The sequence below is a fragment of the Bradyrhizobium pachyrhizi genome (genome assembly GCF_029714545.1).
GTDB classification, from domain to species: Bacteria; Pseudomonadota; Alphaproteobacteria; order Rhizobiales; family Xanthobacteraceae; genus Bradyrhizobium; species Bradyrhizobium pachyrhizi.
The window spans coordinates 8,620,575-8,636,939 of sequence record NZ_CP121667.1 but is presented as its reverse complement, the minus strand read 5'-3'; the positions used below and the strand labels follow the sequence as shown (position 1 = coordinate 8,636,939).

Here is a 16,365-nt window from a genome sequence, read left to right as displayed (position 1 = left end):
TCACCCCTTCAAGGTCAGACCTCTCGACGAGTTGATCAATCTTGATTATATAAATCAATATGAAAAAACCCGCCGAGCTTTACCTCTCCGCGCGCGAAGCCGCCGCCGAGCTCGCGATCTCGCCGGCGACCCTCTACGCCTATGTCAGCCGCGGGCTGATCCGCTCCGAGCCGTCGCCGGATTCGCGCAGCCACCGCTACCGCGCCGAGGACATCAGGGGGTTGAAGGAGCGCCGCGCGCCGTCGCCGGAGCCGCGCGGCTTCCGTAATTTCGACGCCGATCTGCCGGTGATGGATTCGGCGATCGCGACCATCACCGAACAGGGCCCGATCTATCGCGGCGTCAACTGCGTCGATCTCGCCGAGCGCGACACGCTGGAGCACACCGCGACGCTGCTGTGGGACGTCACCGGCGTCGATCCGTTCGCGCCGGACAATTGTCCGCACCTCTCGGACGAAATGCGCGCCATCGCCGAAGCCGCGCGCCGCGCCCAGCCGATCGATCGGACGGTGGCCGTGCTGGCGCTGGCGGCAAGTGCCGATCCCGGCGCCTTCACGCGCGCGCCGGACGGCCGCGCCATGGTCGGCGGCCGCATCCTGCGGCTGCTGGTCGCGACCATGCTGAATGCCGTGCCATCGAACGAGCCGCTGCACGAGCAGGTGGCGCGGGTTTGGACGCCTGACAACAAGCACGCGCCCGACCTGATCCGCCGCGCGTTGGTGCTGCTCGCCGATCATGAACTGAACGCGTCGACCTTCACCGCACGCTGCGCGGCATCGACCGGGCTCAATCTGTACGACGCCGTGATCGCGGGTCTCGTTGCGCTGAAGGGACCGATGCATGGCGGTGCCGTCGTGCTCGCCTCGCGCCTCGTCAAGACGATGCTCGACAATGACGTTGCGCCAGTGGTCCGCGAGCGCGTCGCGCTTGGCGAGCGTTTCGCCGGCTTCGGGCACGGCGTCTACAAGAAGGGCGATCCGCGGGCGATCTCGCTGCTCGAGGCGCTGACGCGGGCCGGCGCGCCGCGCAAATTCACCAGGGAAGTGCCGGAGCGGATCGCGGAGGCGACCGGCGAATTCGTCAACATCGATTATGCGCTGGCGGTGCTGGTGCATGCGCTGCGGATGCCAGCGGGCAGCGAGCTCGCGCTGTTTGCGATGGCCCGCAGCGTCGGCTGGATCGCACATGCCAGCGAGCAGCTTCAACTCGGCAAGTTGATCAGGCCTCGCGCGCGCTATGTCGGACCGGCGCCCGGGCGGGCGGGAACGACCAACAGCCTCTAGCTATTTGGCCGGCTTGGCCGGTTCGATCAGGCTGCCGCCCTGCCGGCGGCGGATGGTCCAGACGGCCAGCGCCAGGATTACGGCGCCGCCCGCGACCGCAAACATCCAGAGATGCTTGCCGACATGGCCATGATGCGGCAGGCCGGCATAGTCGTGCAGCGCGGTGACGGCGAGCACGCCGGGCAGCACATGCGCCGGCGCCCAGAGCAGGATCGCGGGGATGTTGACCGCGTAGAAGCGCGCCGGCGGCATGTCGAGCGCGCCGGCCGTGATCGGCACGAAGGCGCGGATCGGCGGCACGAAGCGGGCGAAGAACACCGCGAGCACGCCCCAGCGATTGAAGAACGCCTCACTCTGCGCCACTACGCGGGGGTAGTTGGAAAGCGGCCAGGCCGACAGGATCTCGCGCTGGCTGCGGTGGCCGATCAGGTAGGCGGTGCCGTCGCCGAGCATCGCGCCGGCGGCGGCCGCGGCGAGCACCGGCAGCAGCTTCAGTTCCCCGCCCGGCACCAGCGCGCTTAGCGCCAGGATGATGGTCGAACCCGGCACCAGGGAGCCGATCACCGGAACCGCTTCCAGCAGGGCGGCCAGAAACAGCGTCAGATAGGCGAGCCAGGCATGGGCCGAAACGAACGCGATGAACGGGTCAAGGAATGAAGTCACAAAATTCCCATGCGGCGGTGATATGGATTGGAGAGCTAACAACTCCCTGCCGGGGTGGAAAGTGCCTCGCGGGCAGGCAGGGCGTCCGCACGCTGCGGCGAAAGTGCGGCGTGATTCGCAGGGCAGCCTTTCAAAAACCGGCGTCCGGACCTATCTTCATGATAGGACAACGGAACTTTGATTGGCCCGCGGGCTTCTGCCGGCCGTTGCTCTCTGCTAGGCTTGTGCCTAGCACCCCATCCGCAGCCAAACCATCAATCTGGTTTCGGGAATGCCCGGGACCTCGGAGGATGAATGACGACCGCCGTCCAGACCAAAACACAAGAACCCGTCGTCGGCTTGCCCGACATGAAGGTGTCGGTCCGGCAGGTCTTCGGGATCGATAGCGATCTGGAAGTTCCCGCCTATTCGGAAGTCGATCCGCATGTGCCGGAAACCGACCCGGACTATCGCTTCGACCGCGCGACGACGCTCGCGATCCTCGCCGGCTTTGCCAAGAACCGCCGCGTGATGGTCACCGGCTATCACGGCACCGGCAAGTCGACCCACATCGAGCAGGTTGCGGCCCGCCTCAACTGGCCCTGCGTGCGCGTCAACCTCGACAGCCACATCAGCCGTATCGATCTCGTCGGCAAGGACGCCATCGTGGTCAAGGATGGCAAGCAGGTCACCGAATTCCGCGACGGCATCCTGCCCTGGGCGCTGCAGCACAATATCGCGCTGGTGTTCGACGAATACGACGCCGGCCGCCCGGACGTGATGTTCGTGATTCAGCGCGTGCTGGAAGTCTCCGGCCGCCTGACGCTGCTCGACCAGAACAAGGTGATCAAGCCGCATCCGGCGTTCCGCCTGTTTTCGACCGCCAACACGGTCGGCCTCGGCGACACCTCGGGGCTTTATCACGGCACCCAGCAGATCAACCAGGGCCAGATGGACCGCTGGTCGATCGTCACCACGCTGAACTACCTCGCCCATGACGAGGAAGTGGAGATCGTGCTGGCCAAGGCGCGCCACTACCGCACGCAGGAAGGCCGCGACATCGTCAACAAGATGGTGCGGCTTGCGGACCTCACCCGCAACGCCTTCGCCAATGGCGACCTGTCGACGGTGATGAGCCCGCGCACGGTGATCACCTGGGCCGAGAACTCGGACATCTTCAACGACATCGGCTTCGCGTTCCGCGTCACCTTCCTCAACAAGTGTGACGAACTGGAGCGGCCGCTGGTCGCCGAGTTCTACCAGCGCTGCTTCAACGTCGAGCTGCCGGAATCGTCGGTCAACGTGGCGCTCAGCTAGTCCATGCCGAAAATCTCCGTCGAGCGCACAGTCACACAGACGAAGAAGGCGGTGCTCGGCGGATTGCTCCGTTACAACAACGAGAAGATGGGGAAGCAGAAGTACAAGCGCTTCGCCATCTCGCTGCGGCAAGATGACAAGATTGTCGGCGGCATCGTCGGCGAGGTCTGGACCGCGGTGTTGTTCATCCAGTTGTTCTGGATGGAGCAGAAGTTTCGCAACAAGGGCTTTGGCGCGAAGCTGATCAAGGCGATCGAGGACGAGGCGCGGCGCTTCGGAGCGACGCGATCCTATCTGGATACGATGAGCTTCCAGGCGCCGGGCTTCTACCGCGCCAATGGATATAAAGAGTTCGGTTCGATTGAGGGGTATCCCGGCGGCGTAACGCGCCATTGGTTTACGAAATCGCTATGACAACCTCCAACATCAAATTCCGTCCCGGATCCAAGGAAGCGCCGACCGAGCCGTTCAAGCGCTCGGTGTCGGCGTGCCTGAAGGCGATCGCCAAGAAGCCGGAGCTCGAAGTCTCCTTCGCCGCCGAGCGCCCCGGGCTCGCGCCCGGCAAGGCGCGGCTGCCGGAGCCGGCGCGCAAGATGACCAAGCGCGATGCGGCGATCGTGCGCGGCCACGCCGATTCGATCGCGCTCAAGATCGCCTGTCACGATCCCAAGGTGCATCGCAAGCTGATGCCGGGTAACCCGCAGGCGCGCGGCGTGTTCGAGGCGGTCGAGCAGGCGCGCGTCGAGGCGATCGGCTCGCGGCGGATGGCGGGCGTTGCGAAGAACCTCACCGCGATGCTCGACGATCATTTCCACCGCGGCAAGTATGACGAGATCACCGATCGCGCCGACGCGCCGCTGTCGGATGCGCTGGCGATGCTGGTGCGCGAACGTCTGACCGGCATGGCCCCGCCCGCGGCCGCCAAGAAGATGGTCGATCTCTGGCGTCCGACCCTGGAGGACAAGATCGGCTCGCGGCTCGACAAACTCAGCCGTTTCACCGAGGACCAGGCGAGGTTCGGCGACCTCGTCCATGATCTGCTGTCGGCGCTCGATCTCGGCGACGACCGCAACATGGATTCGGACGATGACGACGACCAGGACGAGAACCAGGACGGCGAGAGCGATCAGTCCGGCGCCGAGGGCTCGCCCGACTCCGATGCCGCGCAAGAGATGAGCGCCGACCAGGCGCAGACGTCAGCGGAAGAGATGAGCGAAAGCGCGATGGAGAGCGCGCAGGCCTCCACGTCTGATACGTTCGACGACGGCGAGCTAGGCGACGACGAGACGCCGGGCGAGGCGACGCGGCCGAATGCGCGCGGCCAGAACGAGCCGCGCGGTCCGGAATATCACGCCTTCGCGCCGAAATTCGACGAGGTGATCGCCGCCGAGGATCTCTGCGACCACGACGAGCTCGAGCGGCTGCGCTCCTATCTCGACAAGCAGCTCGCGCATCTGCAGGGCATCGTGGCGCGGCTCGCCAACCGCCTGCAGCGCCGGCTGATGGCCCAGCAGAACCGCGCCTGGGAGTTCGATCTCGAGGAGGGCATCCTCGATCCGGCGCGGCTGTCGCGCGTCGTCACCGATCCCTATCATCCGCTGTCCTTCATGCATGAGAAGGAGGCGACCTTCCGCGACACCGTGGTGACGCTGCTGCTGGATAACTCCGGCTCGATGCGCGGCCGCCCGATCACGGTCGCCGCCACCTGCGCCGATATCCTGGCGCGCACGCTGGAGCGTTGCGGCGTCAAGGTCGAGATCCTCGGCTTCACCACGCGCGCCTGGAAGGGCGGGCAGTCGCGCGAGGCGTGGCTCGCGGCCGGGAAGCCGGCCAATCCGGGCCGCCTCAACGATCTCAGGCACATCATCTACAAGTCGGCCGACGCACCCTGGCGTCGCGCGCGGAAGAATCTCGGGCTGATGATGCGCGAGGGCCTGCTCAAGGAGAACATCGACGGCGAGGCGCTCGACTGGGCGCACAAGCGCCTGCTCGCGCGCCCCGAGCAGCGCCGCATCCTGATGATGATCTCCGACGGCGCGCCGGTCGACGACTCCACGCTGTCGGTCAATCCCGGCAACTATCTCGAGCGGCATCTGCGGCACATCATCGACGAGATCGAGACCCGCTCGCCGGTCGAGCTGATCGCGATCGGCATCGGTCACGACGTGACGCGCTACTATCGCCGCGCCGTGACCATCGTGGACGCCGAAGAGCTCGGCGGCGCCATCACCGAAAAGCTCGCCGAGCTGTTCAGCGAGACTCACGGCTCGGCGCCCGCGCCGGGCATCCGGCGCCGCCTCCACTCGTGAGACATGCGCTCACCCCCTAGCCGCCGCCGTTTCCTCCAGGGTATGGCGGCGGGGCTGTCGGCCGCCGCATTGCCGCGTCTTGCGCAGGCGCAGAGCGCGACCCAGCCGCCGGCAACGCCGAGGCCGGCTGCGAGGCCGAGCCCCTACCGGGTCAACGAACCGGTTTCGATCGACGTCAACGCGCGGCCGCTGCCGTCGTTCGATATCCGCGATCGCGCGCGCACGCGGTTCGGCGCGCTGGAATATCGCAGCGGTCTGATCCTGACCTCGTCGTTCTCCGGCTTCGGCGGCCTCTCCGCGCTACGGCTCGATGCCAAGGGCGAACGCTTCATCGCGGTCAGCGACCAGGGCAGCTGGCTCACCGGCCGCATCGTCTATCGCGGCCGGGAGATGGTCGGGCTCGACGATGTCGAGGCGGCGCCGCTGCTCGGCGCCGACGGCAGGCCGATCACCGCGACCCGCGGCTGGTATGATTCGGAATCGCTCGCGCTCGACGGCTCGTTCGCCTATGTCGGGCTCGAGCGGGTCAACCAGGTGCTGCGCTTCGATTTCGCCAAGGGCTTTACCCGCTCGCGCGGCGAGGTGATTGCGCTGCCGCCGGCGGCACGCAAGCTTCCCAACAACAAGGGGCTGGAGGGCCTCGTCTTCGTGCCGAAAGGCCAGCCGCTTGCCGGTACGCTGATCGCGTTCTCGGAACGCGGGCTCGATGCGAGCGGCAATCTGGTCGCCTTTCTGGTCGGCGGCAAGATGCCGGGCCAGTTCAGCGTCCGCCGCAGCGAGAATTTCGACATCAGCGACGCGGTCCTGCTGCCGTCGGGCGGTCTGTTGATTCTGGAGCGGAAATTCTCCTGGTTCGGCGGCGTCGGCATCCGCATCCGCCGTCTCGCGCTGTCCGAGATCACGCCCGGCGCCGTGGTCGACGGCCCTGCGATCTTCAATGCCGATCTCGGCAACGAGGTCGACAATATGGAAGGCATCGACGCCCATGTCACGGAGGAGGGCGAGACCGTCCTGACCATGGTCTCCGACGACAATTTCTCCCTGATCCAGCGCAACCTGCTGCTGCAGTTCACGCTGGTGGACTGAGGCGCCGGGCCCGAGGGACGCCGCCAGGGCATTGCTGATCTGCGCCCCTGCCTGCGCGGCCTTCCGGACAGTTGGTGATCGGCCGTGGTGCCTCTATCTTAACCGGGCCCTTTCCCCGATCCCGGATATCCGCCGCATGAGCACCCTGTTCTCCCCGATCGAACTGCGCGACCTGAAACTCTCCAATCGCATCATGGTCTCGCCGATGTGCCAGTATTCGGCCATCGACGGCTCCGCCAACGACTGGCACTTCACCCACATCAACATGCTGGCCCTGTCCGGCGCGGCGATGTTCTGCATCGAGGCCACCCATGTCGAGGATATCGGGCGGATCACGCCGGGTTGCCTCGGTCTTTACAACGACGCCAACGAGGCGGCGCTGAAGCCGATCCTGGCCTCGGTGCGCAAGCATTCGAAAGCGGCGGTCGCGATGCAGCTCGCCCATGCCGGCCGCAAGGCGTCGAGCCAGCGCCCCTGGGAGGGCGGGCAGTTGATCCCGATTGCCGAAGGCGGCTGGCAGACGGTCGGACCATCTGACGTCCCGCACAAGGCAGGCGAGGCCGCGCCGGTGGCACTCGACGACGCCGGCCTGAAGCGCATCCGCGAGGCCTTTGTCGCGTCGGCAAAGCGCGCCGACCGGCTCGGCATCGATGCGCTCGAGCTGCACGGCGCGCACGGCTATCTGCTGCACCAATTCCTTTCGCCGATCGCCAACAAGCGGACCGATCGCTATGGCGGCTCGCTGGAAAACCGCATGCGCTTCCCGCTGGAAGTGTTCGATGCCGTGCGCGCAGTATTCCCGGATCACAAGCCGATCGGCATGCGGGTGTCGGCGACCGACTGGGTCGAGGGCGCCTGGGACCTTGCGCAGACCATCGAGCTTGCCAGGGAGCTGAAGAAGCGCGGCGTCGACTGGATGGATGTCTCATCCGGCGGCGTCTCGCCGTTGCAGAAGATCCCTCTCGGGCCGGGCTATCAGGTGCCGGCGGCGCTGGCGATCAAGGAGGCGACCGGCGTTACCACGATGGCGGTCGGCCTGATCACGGAAGCGAAGCAGGCGGAGGAGATCGTCTCGTCCGGCAAGGCCGACATGGTCGCGCTCGCCCGCGGCATGCTCTACGACCCGCGCTGGGGCTGGCACGCTGCCGCCGAGCTCGGCGGCGAGGTGAGCGCGCCGCCGCAATACTGGCGCTCGCAGCCCTCGACGCAGAAGGCGCTGTTCGGCAAGACCACGTTCGGGACGCGCTGACAGCGCACCTCGCTTGCGAGGTCACTGCATGGCGGGCCCGAACCAGCGCGTCAGCGCGGCGTCGAGGCCCGTCGTGTCGGCGTCGTCGGCCGCCCAGGCGATGCAGGCGTCCGGACGGATCAGCAGCGAAGCGCCGCCGCGTCCTGGCACGCATCGCACGAAGATGTCCCAGCGCGCCGCGATCGCTGACGCAGCTCCATCAGTCGCATCGACCAGCACGGCCCTGCCGTCCTCCATCTGATCGAACAGGGTTGTTTCCGCGCCGTCGTCGCCAAGAGCAAAATTGCCGGAGAGCCGGCCTACCGATGGATGGTCACTGCCGAGATCGTAACGGATCCGGATGCCGCTGATCATTTCGCCGAAATAGCGGGTGCCCTCGTCGAGGCTCATCAGGTCAGCGACGATCTCGCGCAAGGCGTCCGTCATGACATCAGGCCGCATCAAGGCGACCTGGGCGCGGGTGTTGGCGAGCACCCTTGCCGCGATCGGATGCCGCTCCTCCGTGTAGCTGTCGAGCAGGCTTTCGGGCATGCGATCGCAGACGACCGCCGCAAGTTTCCAGCCGAGATTGACCGCATCGAGCAGGCCGAGATTGAGGCCTTGTCCGCCGAATGGCGAGTGCACATGCGCCGCATCGCCCGCCAAAAGGACGCGGCCCCTGCGATAGCTGTCGGCCTGCCGCGCATTGTCGGTGAAGCGCGTCGCGGTCTTGACCGCGGTGACGCGAACGTCGACGCCGCTGATCCGGCGCAGGGTGGTCTCGATCTCCTCGCGCGTGACCGGTGCGCTGCGATCGGCCGGCGGTCCGTCGAACTCGGCCAGGAACACCCGGCCAGGAATCGGTCCATAGGCCATCATGCCGACCGGCGTCCGCCGCCAGCCGACCGGCAGAAGTCGATCCGGATGATCGAGATCGACGATGGCCTGGTGTCCCGTGAGGGTCGGTTCGGTGCCGGGGAATACGAAGCCCGCGCGCTTGCGCACGGCGCTGCGTCCGCCGTCGCAGCCGACCAGATAGGCCGCGCGCAGCGTGGCATCGCCGGACGCGTCGCTGGTCCGCGCCACGACGCCGTCGCCGCTATCCTCGAAATCGATCAACTCGCAGCCGTGCCTGATCTCGATGCCGAGCGCGTGGGCGCGCTCGGCGAGCATCGTTTCCAGGGCTTGCTGGTTCACCCCGCGCAACCGCCGGTCCGGCTCGCGCTGACGCGTCTGGTCGATCAGGAAAATGCCCGAGAAGTGACCGCCGAATTTCTTGAACGGCAGGTCGCTCGCATCGCCCGCGCCCTTCATGAGCCTGGACATGCTGTCCGCCATGCTGCGTTCGACCGCATTCATCGCGTCGCCGAGGCCGCGGCGCTCCAGGGCCTCGCCTGCCAGCGCGCCGATCGCGCCGGCCTTGATGGTCTGGTCGGGCTCGGTCAGCCGCTCGATGACGATCACGTCGGCGCCGCCCAGGGTCAGTTCGATCGCCAGCAGCAGTCCGGTCGGCCCGGCACCGACCACAACCACATCTGTTCGTTCACGCGTCAAGCCGTCACCATAAAATTGTACTCAGTATAATATTTAATATGGTACAAATTCCCGCATGTCAAATCAGGGCGGATTGCGCGAGCGGAAGAAGGAGGCGACGCGCCAGGCGATCTCGGATGTCGCCACCGAGCTGTTCCTGGAACGCGGCTTCGACAATGTTTCGGTGGCCGAAGTCGCCGAGGCCGCAGAGGTCTCCCGGATGACGGTGTTCAATTACTTTCCACGCAAGGAAGACCTGTTCTTCGACCGTGAGGAGGAAAGCCGGCAGATGTTGCGCGCCGCCTTTGCCGAGCGTCCGGCCGGCGAGGCGCCGATCGCGACTCTCCGCAAGCTGGTGCACAGCCTGGCGGATCGCGTGCATCCGTTCGCGAAATTCACCGACGCAACGGCGAAATTCTGGCGCACCGTCGCCGAAAGCCCGGCGCTCTCGGCGCGGGCGCGCGAGATGCGTGACGAACTGATCGATGATCTCGCGAGCGTGCTGGCGGGAGCCATCAAGCGCCCGCTCGCCGATGCCGATGCCCGGCTCGCCGCGTCGATGGTGGTCACGGCGCTGACCGTCGCCTATGCGGAAGGGCTTCGCGAGCACAAGGCCCGCAGGTCGGCTGCGTCGTCACGCGAGACCTTCCTGCGGATCATGGAGCGAAGCTTTTCCGGTATCGCGATCATGCTGAAGGATACGCCCTACCCATAGATCCTGGCCGAGCCGGATGCGACAAGGCCATTGTTCTGCCGTAGCCGGGGCAGCTACTCTCGAAGCGCGTGCGAAAGACACGCATCGAACAAAGAGAGGAAACCCATGGAACTCGGATACTTCGCGATGCCGTCGCATCCGCCGGAGTGCGGATTGAAGGAGGGCCACGACTGGGACCTGCAGGTGCTGCGCTGGCTCGACGAACTCGGCTATCAGGAAGCCTGGATCGGCGAGCACCACACCGCGCCCTGGGAGCCGCATCCGTCGCCTGATCTCTTGATCGCGCAGGCGCTGCTGCAGACCAAGAATATCCGCATCGGGCCCGGCGGCTTCCTGCTGCCGTATCATCACCCGGCCGAGCTCGCCAACCGCGTCGCGATGCTCGATCATCTCTCGAACGGGCGGCTCAATTTCGGCGTCGCGGCCTCCGGGCTGCCGAGCGACTGGGCCATGTTCAATGTCGACGGCATGTCAGGACAGAACCGCGACATGACGCGCGAAGCGCTCGAGATCATTTTGAAGATGTGGACCGAGCCGGCTCCCTGGACCCACAAGGGCAAGTTCTGGACCGTGACCAAGCCGGACACGATGTTCGATTTCCTCAAGCCGCACATCAAGCCTCAGCAAGCGCCGCATCCGCCGATCGGCGTCGCGGGACTCTCCAAGAATTCGGACACGCTGAAGCTCGCCGGCGAGCGCGGCTTCATTCCGATGAGCCTCAACCTCAACCCTGCCTATGTCGGCAGCCACTGGGACTCGGTCGAGGCGGGCGCGGCCAAGACCGGCCGCACGCCGAGCCGCAAGGATTGGCGAATGGTGCGCGAGGTATTCGTCGCCGACACCGATCAAGAAGCATGGAAGCTGTCGACCGGCGACATGATGGGCCGGATGATGGGCGAGTACTTCCTGCCGCTGCTCGGCCACTTTGGTTTCAAGGATTACCTGAAGGCCTCGCCCGACGTGCCGGACAGCGACGTTACGGTCGAATATTGCGCGCGCAACAACTGGATCGTCGGATCGCCCGCGACGGTCACCGAAAAGATCGAGAGGATCTACCAGGAGGTTGGCGGCTTCGGCGTGCTCCTGGTGTTCGGCTTCGACTACAAGCACAAGCCGGAAGCCTGGCACAATTCTCTGCGGCTCCTGAAGCAGGAGGTGCTGCCGCGGCTGAAGCATCTCGACGCCTCGGTCGGCCGCGCAGCGTAGGTTTGACGGTGAGGATAATACGGGGCAGCGGTAACGCTGCCCCGTAGTCATGACGGATCGCCGGCGTCAGGCGGTGCCGAGCCAGAACCGCGTTTCGGTTTGCGCCCAGCCCTTGCCGATGCGGTTGCTCAGCCAGGTGTCGCTGCGCTTCAGACCCTTGTCCTTCTGGCCCTCCGGCGTGTTGCGCCAGGCCTGCCAGCGATACTGGCCGTAGATACTGACGATGCGCGCCGCATAGGTCAGCGCCAGCTGCGAATCGCCTCTGATGATGACGAGGTTGTCGTCGTTCTTGGTGCTGGCGCGGTCGGAGAAATTGTGCGAGCCGGTCATGACCACCGGGTTCTTGCCGGCCGGGTCCAGCACGATCACCTTGCTGTGTACGGCGATCATGAATTTGCCGGTGTTCTTGATCTCGTGCTCCCACCAGTCCGCGGTCTTGTCGATGCCGGCGGGCCGGATCACGTCGGCGATCTGCTTGCCCTTGAAGACCTGCTGCTGCCCGTCGCCGGCCAGGAGCTGCAGCTGATCCTTCGGACTGTCCTTGCCCTGCGCCGGGAAATTGTTGAGCACCCCGCGCACATAGAGCTTCTTGTCCTGCGCCTTCTCCAGAATCGGGCCGAGCAGGCCTTTGTTGCCGGGATTGAGCATCAGGCACACCGCGCCATGCTCGGTGTCCTCGATCATCTTGGTGGCTTCCTTGAGGTCGCCGCTCTTGGTGGTCGGCGTGAACCAGACGCTGAGCCTCGACTTGCCGATGGTGAAGGGCCATTCGTGATCGCCGGCCACGGCCAGCGCCTTCGGCGACTTGCTGCCGTCGGCGTAGATCGCTTTCCAATGGTCGTGATAGGCCGCCGCGACCTTGTCGTCGGTGATCTCGAGCCCGTTGTTGTTCTGGGTGCACAGTCCGGTCCGGGTCCAGTTGGTGCTGCCGGTCCAGACCACCTTCGGCTTCTGCGCACCGTCGCAGAACACCGCGAACTTGTTGTGAGCGTAACGGCTCGGCGCGATCTTGCGGCGGACGATGTCGACGCCGGCCTTCTTCAGCACGCCGGCGTTCTTCTCGGTGTCCTTGGCGGTGGCGTCGGACTTGCCGGTGCTGTTGCCGAGCACGACGTGTGCCTTGCCCTTCATCGCGGTCAGCGCGGCGATCAGCTCGGGGTCGTTGAGCTCGTAGAGCGCGAGATAGACGTCGCGCTTGCTCTTCTTGGCTTCAGCCAACAGCGCCAGCAGGCGGGCGCCGAGCTGGCCCTTGAGGAAGTCACGGATCTTGTTGCCCTTGGTCGAGATCGCCTTCTCCAGGGTTTGCGCCGGCTTCTTGTCCTTGCCGATGGCGCGCGACAGCCATTGCGCCGAGATCGTGCCGCGGTTGAACCACGGCTTGAGCGGGCCCGACGGCATGGCCGAGACGTATTCGGTCCATGTCGCTGGCGCACTGTAGGCGGGCTTTACCTTGGTGGCGCCGTCCTTGAGAACTGGAACGACGCCATAGCGGACCGGCGCGTCAGTCGGCGCCAGGAAATCGGTCCAGTTCGTCTTCTGCACCGGCCATTCGGTGCTCGGCTGATGTTCGCCCGGCTTGTGATCCTGCGCCTGGTCCTCGAATCCGACCCAGGTGTCGACCACGGTTGCACTTTTGCCCTGCTGCTGACGATACAGCGCAAAGCCGAGGCAGTCCGGGATCATTGCCGCGACCTCCCAGACCACGAGGATGCCGTCGGTGGTCGGGAACGCCTGAATTGTGGAAATCATGGTGATGCTCCAAATCCCTGATGAGAAATATCCGGTCGACATGAATCTGGCGCGTCAACGTCGCCCGGCGATCCCTGGAGTCGCGTCGGATCGTTCCGGGCGTCGGGGCGGCTGATCTAGCAAGGAGAGTATGCCAGATAATCTACAACCGGGTCTGTCGGCAGGATCACAGATCGGTCACGCCATGCGCACCCGTTGGGCCGCGATGCTGTGGACCCGATCGCGGCTCCCTACAGCAGCCGCACCGTGACCTTCGCCTTGCCTTTATGGTCGCCGTAGAACCATCCGCAGGCCCAGGGCAGGCCGATGACGGCCTGGTTGACGTAGAGGAAGATCTCGCCGCTGCGATCGGCGGTGAAACGCGCCTTGTAGACCTGCGGGTCGGTGTTCGACACCGGCAGGGGGTCGAGGAAATACTCGTCGACCCCAGTTTCGCCGACCCGTGCGATCAGCCTGAACCATGGCCGGAACAGGATCCGCCGCAGGAAGATCGCGAAGTAGCCGCGCAACTGCTTTGTGCCTTCGATGGTCGAGGTCCGGTATCCGATCGGCGTCACCGCGCGTCCGGCGTCCTCCCAGGGCTCCGACATCGTGATCGCGATCTCGTACTTGAACCCGGTGCGGACCTTGAGACCGGTCGGCGCACAGATCGCGCCGGTGTCGAAGTCGGCGGCATCCTGCGGGATGCCCTTGTCGACGGCGACAAGCTTGTCCGTTGCAGTGCCCCTGCAGAATGCCCCCGTCGAATCGGCGAGATTGAACAGGAAGTGGCTGACCAGCGTCGCGCTGAACCAGACCAGCAGGGCTGTCAGCGCAAACGGCACGACATGCCGCTTTCCGACATTGAGGATCCACTGATAGATCGCGCAGGTGCGGAATCGATAGATCGCGTTGTGCATGAAGCCGGAGAGCGGCACAGGGCTCGCGCGGTTACGCCAGATGATCCGCATCCTGTCCCGGATCGTCGCGCTGAGCGAACTGCCTACACCCATCAGCACGATGACAGCGAGGATGCCGCCCGCGCACCATTCCGGGTTGCCGGCGTACCAATCGGTCCACCAATGAAAGGAATCGGGCAGGAACGATTGAACGAAGCGCACCAGCTCCGAGATCATCCTGACATAGGAGCTGAATTCGTGCTCCTTGTGCTGGTTATGGAACAGCCAGAACGCGGCCAGATGCAGCGACGCCGCCAGCGTGGCGAAGTAGGCGATCCGGCGCATCCAGACGTAGTTCCACAGCTTCTCCTGCGCGGCATAGCGCGCCGGTGCGCCCGCGGGCGTCTCAAACGTATTGGCGCCGAGCGGGGTGACCTGGCCGCTGCGCGAGACGACCACGTAGTTCGGCGGAAGTCCGATCGGGGCATAGGCATTGGCGCCGCTGTCGATCCGCTCGAACACGCTCTCGTGGATCTTCGGCATCGGCACGCTGACGCCGGCATAGGGATCGTTGCAGAGGTCGGCGACCTTGCGTGGACCGTACCGGTAGTACGCGCCGAGGCCCGCCCGCGAATCGTAGAGGCGGCCATCCTTGTCTTCGGAGGACTTGATTGACTTGATCGCGTCAGGGTCGGCGATCGGTGCGCTCTTGAATGCGAGGCCGCGCTTGACGGCTTCGTCGACCAGCCAGGCCAGCGGCACGAACGCGACGGCGTCGTCCGGATAGCCGCCGCCGACATTGGCGTGCATTCCGACGAACCAGACCTGGACGAGGCGCTCGCCATCGATGCTGGTCGGCACCGCGGGTGGAGGCTGTTCCGGCTCTTGCTCGGTCCAGAGCACCGGATGAAAGGTCGTGCGCTCGTCGTCGAGCGCCAGCGCGTGTCGCGCGCACTTGACCTTCGGGCTGAGAATCCGGTTCGGCAGTTCGAGCGGCCACACCCAGTTGGAGATGCCGCGCGTCATCTCGTCGATCGGCAGGCCATAGGCCGCGACGGTGTCCCAGATGCCGATGAACTCGATCGCCGGCACCGGCTTCCGCGCGATCCTTGCATACGGCTTGTTGCCTCGAAGCCGATCCCACAGCGGCACAAGAACATAGTCGCGCAGCGCGCGGAACAGCACCTCGATGCGCCAGATCGAGTGGTAGCCCTCGGCCCGGTATGCGCGATAGGCCTTCACCGCGCCGTCGTGCAGCTCGGATTCGGTGTCCGCGACGATCAGGCCCTGATCGAGGATGAGTGCGGCGAGCGTGCGCACGGTGAATGCGCCGCGGCTGAATCCGAACAGGTAGACCTTCGAATCGTTCTCGTGGTCGTAGTTCCGGCAGATGAACTTGTAGGCGTCGAGGATGTTGCGCTTGAGGCCGTAGCCGAAGGCGCCGCCGAGGATGGCCAGCGGAATGAATTTTGACGTGCCGACGCCGTCATCATACTTGGCGGCCTGCGTATTGCCCTGCAAATCGAGCGACTGAAATATCCGCCAGACGTTGGTGCGCCAGACGCTGGAAGCGGCGTTGCCGGTGCCATCGGACAGAATAATGATCTTCGGACTCGGCATTGAAAGACGCTCGCTGAAACGAATGAAGCGGGTGGCGCAGCGTAGCAGGGACCGGATCGTTTGCTACCTTTGATCGCTCTTTAAACATTCCATGCCGCGATAGGTGTGAACTGGCGCACAAAGCGTCACGTGGTCGCGGCCATGTGAGAGGCGACGGCTTTCGCGTTGCTGCGAAAAGGCCTAGCCTGATAGCGGCGCAATTCATTGATGAGGCATAGCGATGCGCAGCCACGTCAGAAAATTTGCCCATGTCCTTGAGCGCTTCGGTCTTGCTTTGGCGGGAGCTGCAAGCGGTCTGTTTGTCGCCATCCATGTCGGCTCGAGCGTCTCGGCGCTGACCTCGCAGGCGTTCCTGCTCGTCATGATGCTGGGCGGCGCGATCGGCTTCTATCTCGGCATCGATACGCCGCCCAAGCTGTTCCACCCGAAGGATTCGGCGTCGATGCGCAAGATCGACGCGGCGGAGCTGCTCGGCGCGATCGGGACCTTCCTCGCGACGATGGTTGCGTTCTTCTCGGTTGGCGTCGTCGTGCTGCGCAGCGAGCCGGACATCGGCTGGACCGCGGCCATCATGGCGGGCTGGGTGCTCGGCGTTGCCATGCAGATCGTCGGCGGCACGATCGCGCGGGCGCGCGCTTGAAGCGTCGGAGTGGCGTTGGACGAGCTGGTTTGCTGGCTCGGGATCGGTCGTGTTGCAGGGGGGATGGTCTGAACGCAAGTCCTGTGTCGGCCGTCACCCGCTATGCCGGGACACCGCAAAGGCCTACGCCAAGCCGGATCAGCCGCTACTCCGTCTCCC

General features: G+C 65.3%; 13 protein-coding genes. 9 read left to right on the top strand and 4 right to left on the bottom strand.

Annotated features, from left to right (window positions below; genetic code table 11):
• Positions 1-59: 59 nt before the first annotated feature.
• Positions 60-1,283 (top strand): citrate/2-methylcitrate synthase, encoded by a 1,224-nt coding sequence (locus tag QA639_RS40720; protein WP_283088854.1) that lies wholly within the window; start codon positions 60-62, stop codon positions 1,281-1,283.
• On the opposite strand, the gene QA639_RS40715 is transcribed toward QA639_RS40720, so the two are convergent.
• Positions 1,284-1,946, bottom strand: coding sequence for a DedA family protein (locus QA639_RS40715; RefSeq protein ID WP_283088853.1), 663 nt, complete (start codon positions 1,944-1,946; stop codon positions 1,284-1,286). It abuts the gene before it with no gap.
• Positions 1,947-2,240: 294 nt separating this feature from the next.
• Between QA639_RS40715 and cobS the strand changes: the two genes are divergently transcribed.
• From cobS to QA639_RS40690, 5 genes are all read left to right on the top strand, one after another.
• A complete protein-coding gene (gene cobS, locus QA639_RS40710) occupies positions 2,241-3,242 on the top strand; it encodes a cobaltochelatase subunit CobS (protein WP_028343271.1) in 1,002 nt (333 codons plus the stop codon).
• A 3-nt stretch (positions 3,243-3,245) separates the two neighbouring features.
• On the top strand, positions 3,246-3,656 hold the full coding sequence (locus tag QA639_RS40705) for a GNAT family N-acetyltransferase (RefSeq protein ID WP_016843550.1): 411 nt from the start codon (positions 3,246-3,248) through the stop codon (positions 3,654-3,656).
• Entirely contained in the window at positions 3,653-5,551 is a 1,899-nt protein-coding gene (cobT, locus tag QA639_RS40700) for a cobaltochelatase subunit CobT (RefSeq protein WP_028336180.1), read from the top strand. The genes QA639_RS40705 and cobT overlap by 4 nt, the downstream gene beginning before the upstream one ends.
• A 3-nt stretch (positions 5,552-5,554) precedes the next feature.
• Complete coding sequence (locus tag QA639_RS40695) at positions 5,555-6,637, top strand: esterase-like activity of phytase family protein (RefSeq protein WP_283088852.1); 1,083 nt, start codon at positions 5,555-5,557, stop codon at positions 6,635-6,637.
• Positions 6,638-6,773: 136 nt separating this feature from the next.
• On the top strand, positions 6,774-7,886 hold the full coding sequence (locus QA639_RS40690) for an NADH:flavin oxidoreductase/NADH oxidase (RefSeq protein ID WP_283088851.1): 1,113 nt from the start codon (positions 6,774-6,776) through the stop codon (positions 7,884-7,886).
• A gap of 21 nt (positions 7,887-7,907) precedes the next feature.
• On the opposite strand, the gene QA639_RS40685 is transcribed toward QA639_RS40690, so the two are convergent.
• Positions 7,908-9,419 (bottom strand): FAD-dependent monooxygenase, encoded by a 1,512-nt coding sequence (locus tag QA639_RS40685; RefSeq protein WP_283088850.1) that lies wholly within the window; start codon positions 9,417-9,419, stop codon positions 7,908-7,910.
• 55 nt (positions 9,420-9,474) lie between these two features.
• On the opposite strand from QA639_RS40685, the gene QA639_RS40680 reads away from it, so the two are divergent.
• Both QA639_RS40680 and QA639_RS40675 read left to right on the top strand, forming a co-directional pair.
• Positions 9,475-10,113 (top strand): TetR/AcrR family transcriptional regulator, encoded by a 639-nt coding sequence (locus QA639_RS40680; RefSeq protein ID WP_283088849.1) that lies wholly within the window; start codon positions 9,475-9,477, stop codon positions 10,111-10,113.
• 105 nt (positions 10,114-10,218) lie between these two features.
• Positions 10,219-11,319, top strand: coding sequence for an LLM class flavin-dependent oxidoreductase (locus tag QA639_RS40675; RefSeq protein WP_028336185.1), 1,101 nt, complete (start codon positions 10,219-10,221; stop codon positions 11,317-11,319).
• A 66-nt stretch (positions 11,320-11,385) separates the two neighbouring features.
• Here QA639_RS40675 and QA639_RS40670 read toward each other — a convergent pair whose 3' ends face one another.
• Entirely contained in the window at positions 11,386-13,068 is a 1,683-nt protein-coding gene (locus QA639_RS40670; protein WP_198400252.1) for a phospholipase D-like domain-containing protein, read from the bottom strand.
• Between the two features lie 230 nt (positions 13,069-13,298).
• Positions 13,299-15,566: a T6SS phospholipase effector Tle1-like catalytic domain-containing protein gene (locus QA639_RS40665; protein ID WP_283088848.1), complete on the bottom strand. Its 2,268-nt coding sequence runs from the start codon at positions 15,564-15,566 to the stop codon at positions 13,299-13,301.
• A 220-nt stretch (positions 15,567-15,786) separates the two neighbouring features.
• Between QA639_RS40665 and QA639_RS40660 the strand changes: the two genes are divergently transcribed.
• Positions 15,787-16,206 (top strand): hypothetical protein, encoded by a 420-nt coding sequence (locus QA639_RS40660; protein ID WP_028336188.1) that lies wholly within the window; start codon positions 15,787-15,789, stop codon positions 16,204-16,206.
• Positions 16,207-16,365 lie beyond the last annotated feature (159 nt).

What these genes read in the sequence shown, in the direction of transcription:
- QA639_RS40720 (WP_283088854.1), top strand. Translation starts at nt 60, where the DNA reads ATGAAAAAACCCGCCGAGCTTTACCTCTCCGCGCGCGAAGCCGCCGCC.
- cobS (WP_028343271.1), top strand. Translation starts at nt 2,241, where the DNA reads ATGACGACCGCCGTCCAGACCAAAACACAAGAACCCGTCGTCGGCTTG.
- QA639_RS40705 (WP_016843550.1), top strand. Translation starts at nt 3,246, where the DNA reads ATGCCGAAAATCTCCGTCGAGCGCACAGTCACACAGACGAAGAAGGCG.
- cobT (WP_028336180.1), top strand. Translation starts at nt 3,653, where the DNA reads ATGACAACCTCCAACATCAAATTCCGTCCCGGATCCAAGGAAGCGCCG.
- QA639_RS40695 (WP_283088852.1), top strand. Translation starts at nt 5,555, where the DNA reads ATGCGCTCACCCCCTAGCCGCCGCCGTTTCCTCCAGGGTATGGCGGCG.
- QA639_RS40690 (WP_283088851.1), top strand. Translation starts at nt 6,774, where the DNA reads ATGAGCACCCTGTTCTCCCCGATCGAACTGCGCGACCTGAAACTCTCC.
- QA639_RS40680 (WP_283088849.1), top strand. Translation starts at nt 9,475, where the DNA reads ATGTCAAATCAGGGCGGATTGCGCGAGCGGAAGAAGGAGGCGACGCGC.
- QA639_RS40675 (WP_028336185.1), top strand. Translation starts at nt 10,219, where the DNA reads ATGGAACTCGGATACTTCGCGATGCCGTCGCATCCGCCGGAGTGCGGA.
- QA639_RS40670 (WP_198400252.1), bottom strand. Translation starts at nt 13,068, where the DNA reads ATGATTTCCACAATTCAGGCGTTCCCGACCACCGACGGCATCCTCGTG.
- QA639_RS40665 (WP_283088848.1), bottom strand. Translation starts at nt 15,566, where the DNA reads ATGCCGAGTCCGAAGATCATTATTCTGTCCGATGGCACCGGCAACGCC.
- QA639_RS40660 (WP_028336188.1), top strand. Translation starts at nt 15,787, where the DNA reads ATGCGCAGCCACGTCAGAAAATTTGCCCATGTCCTTGAGCGCTTCGGT.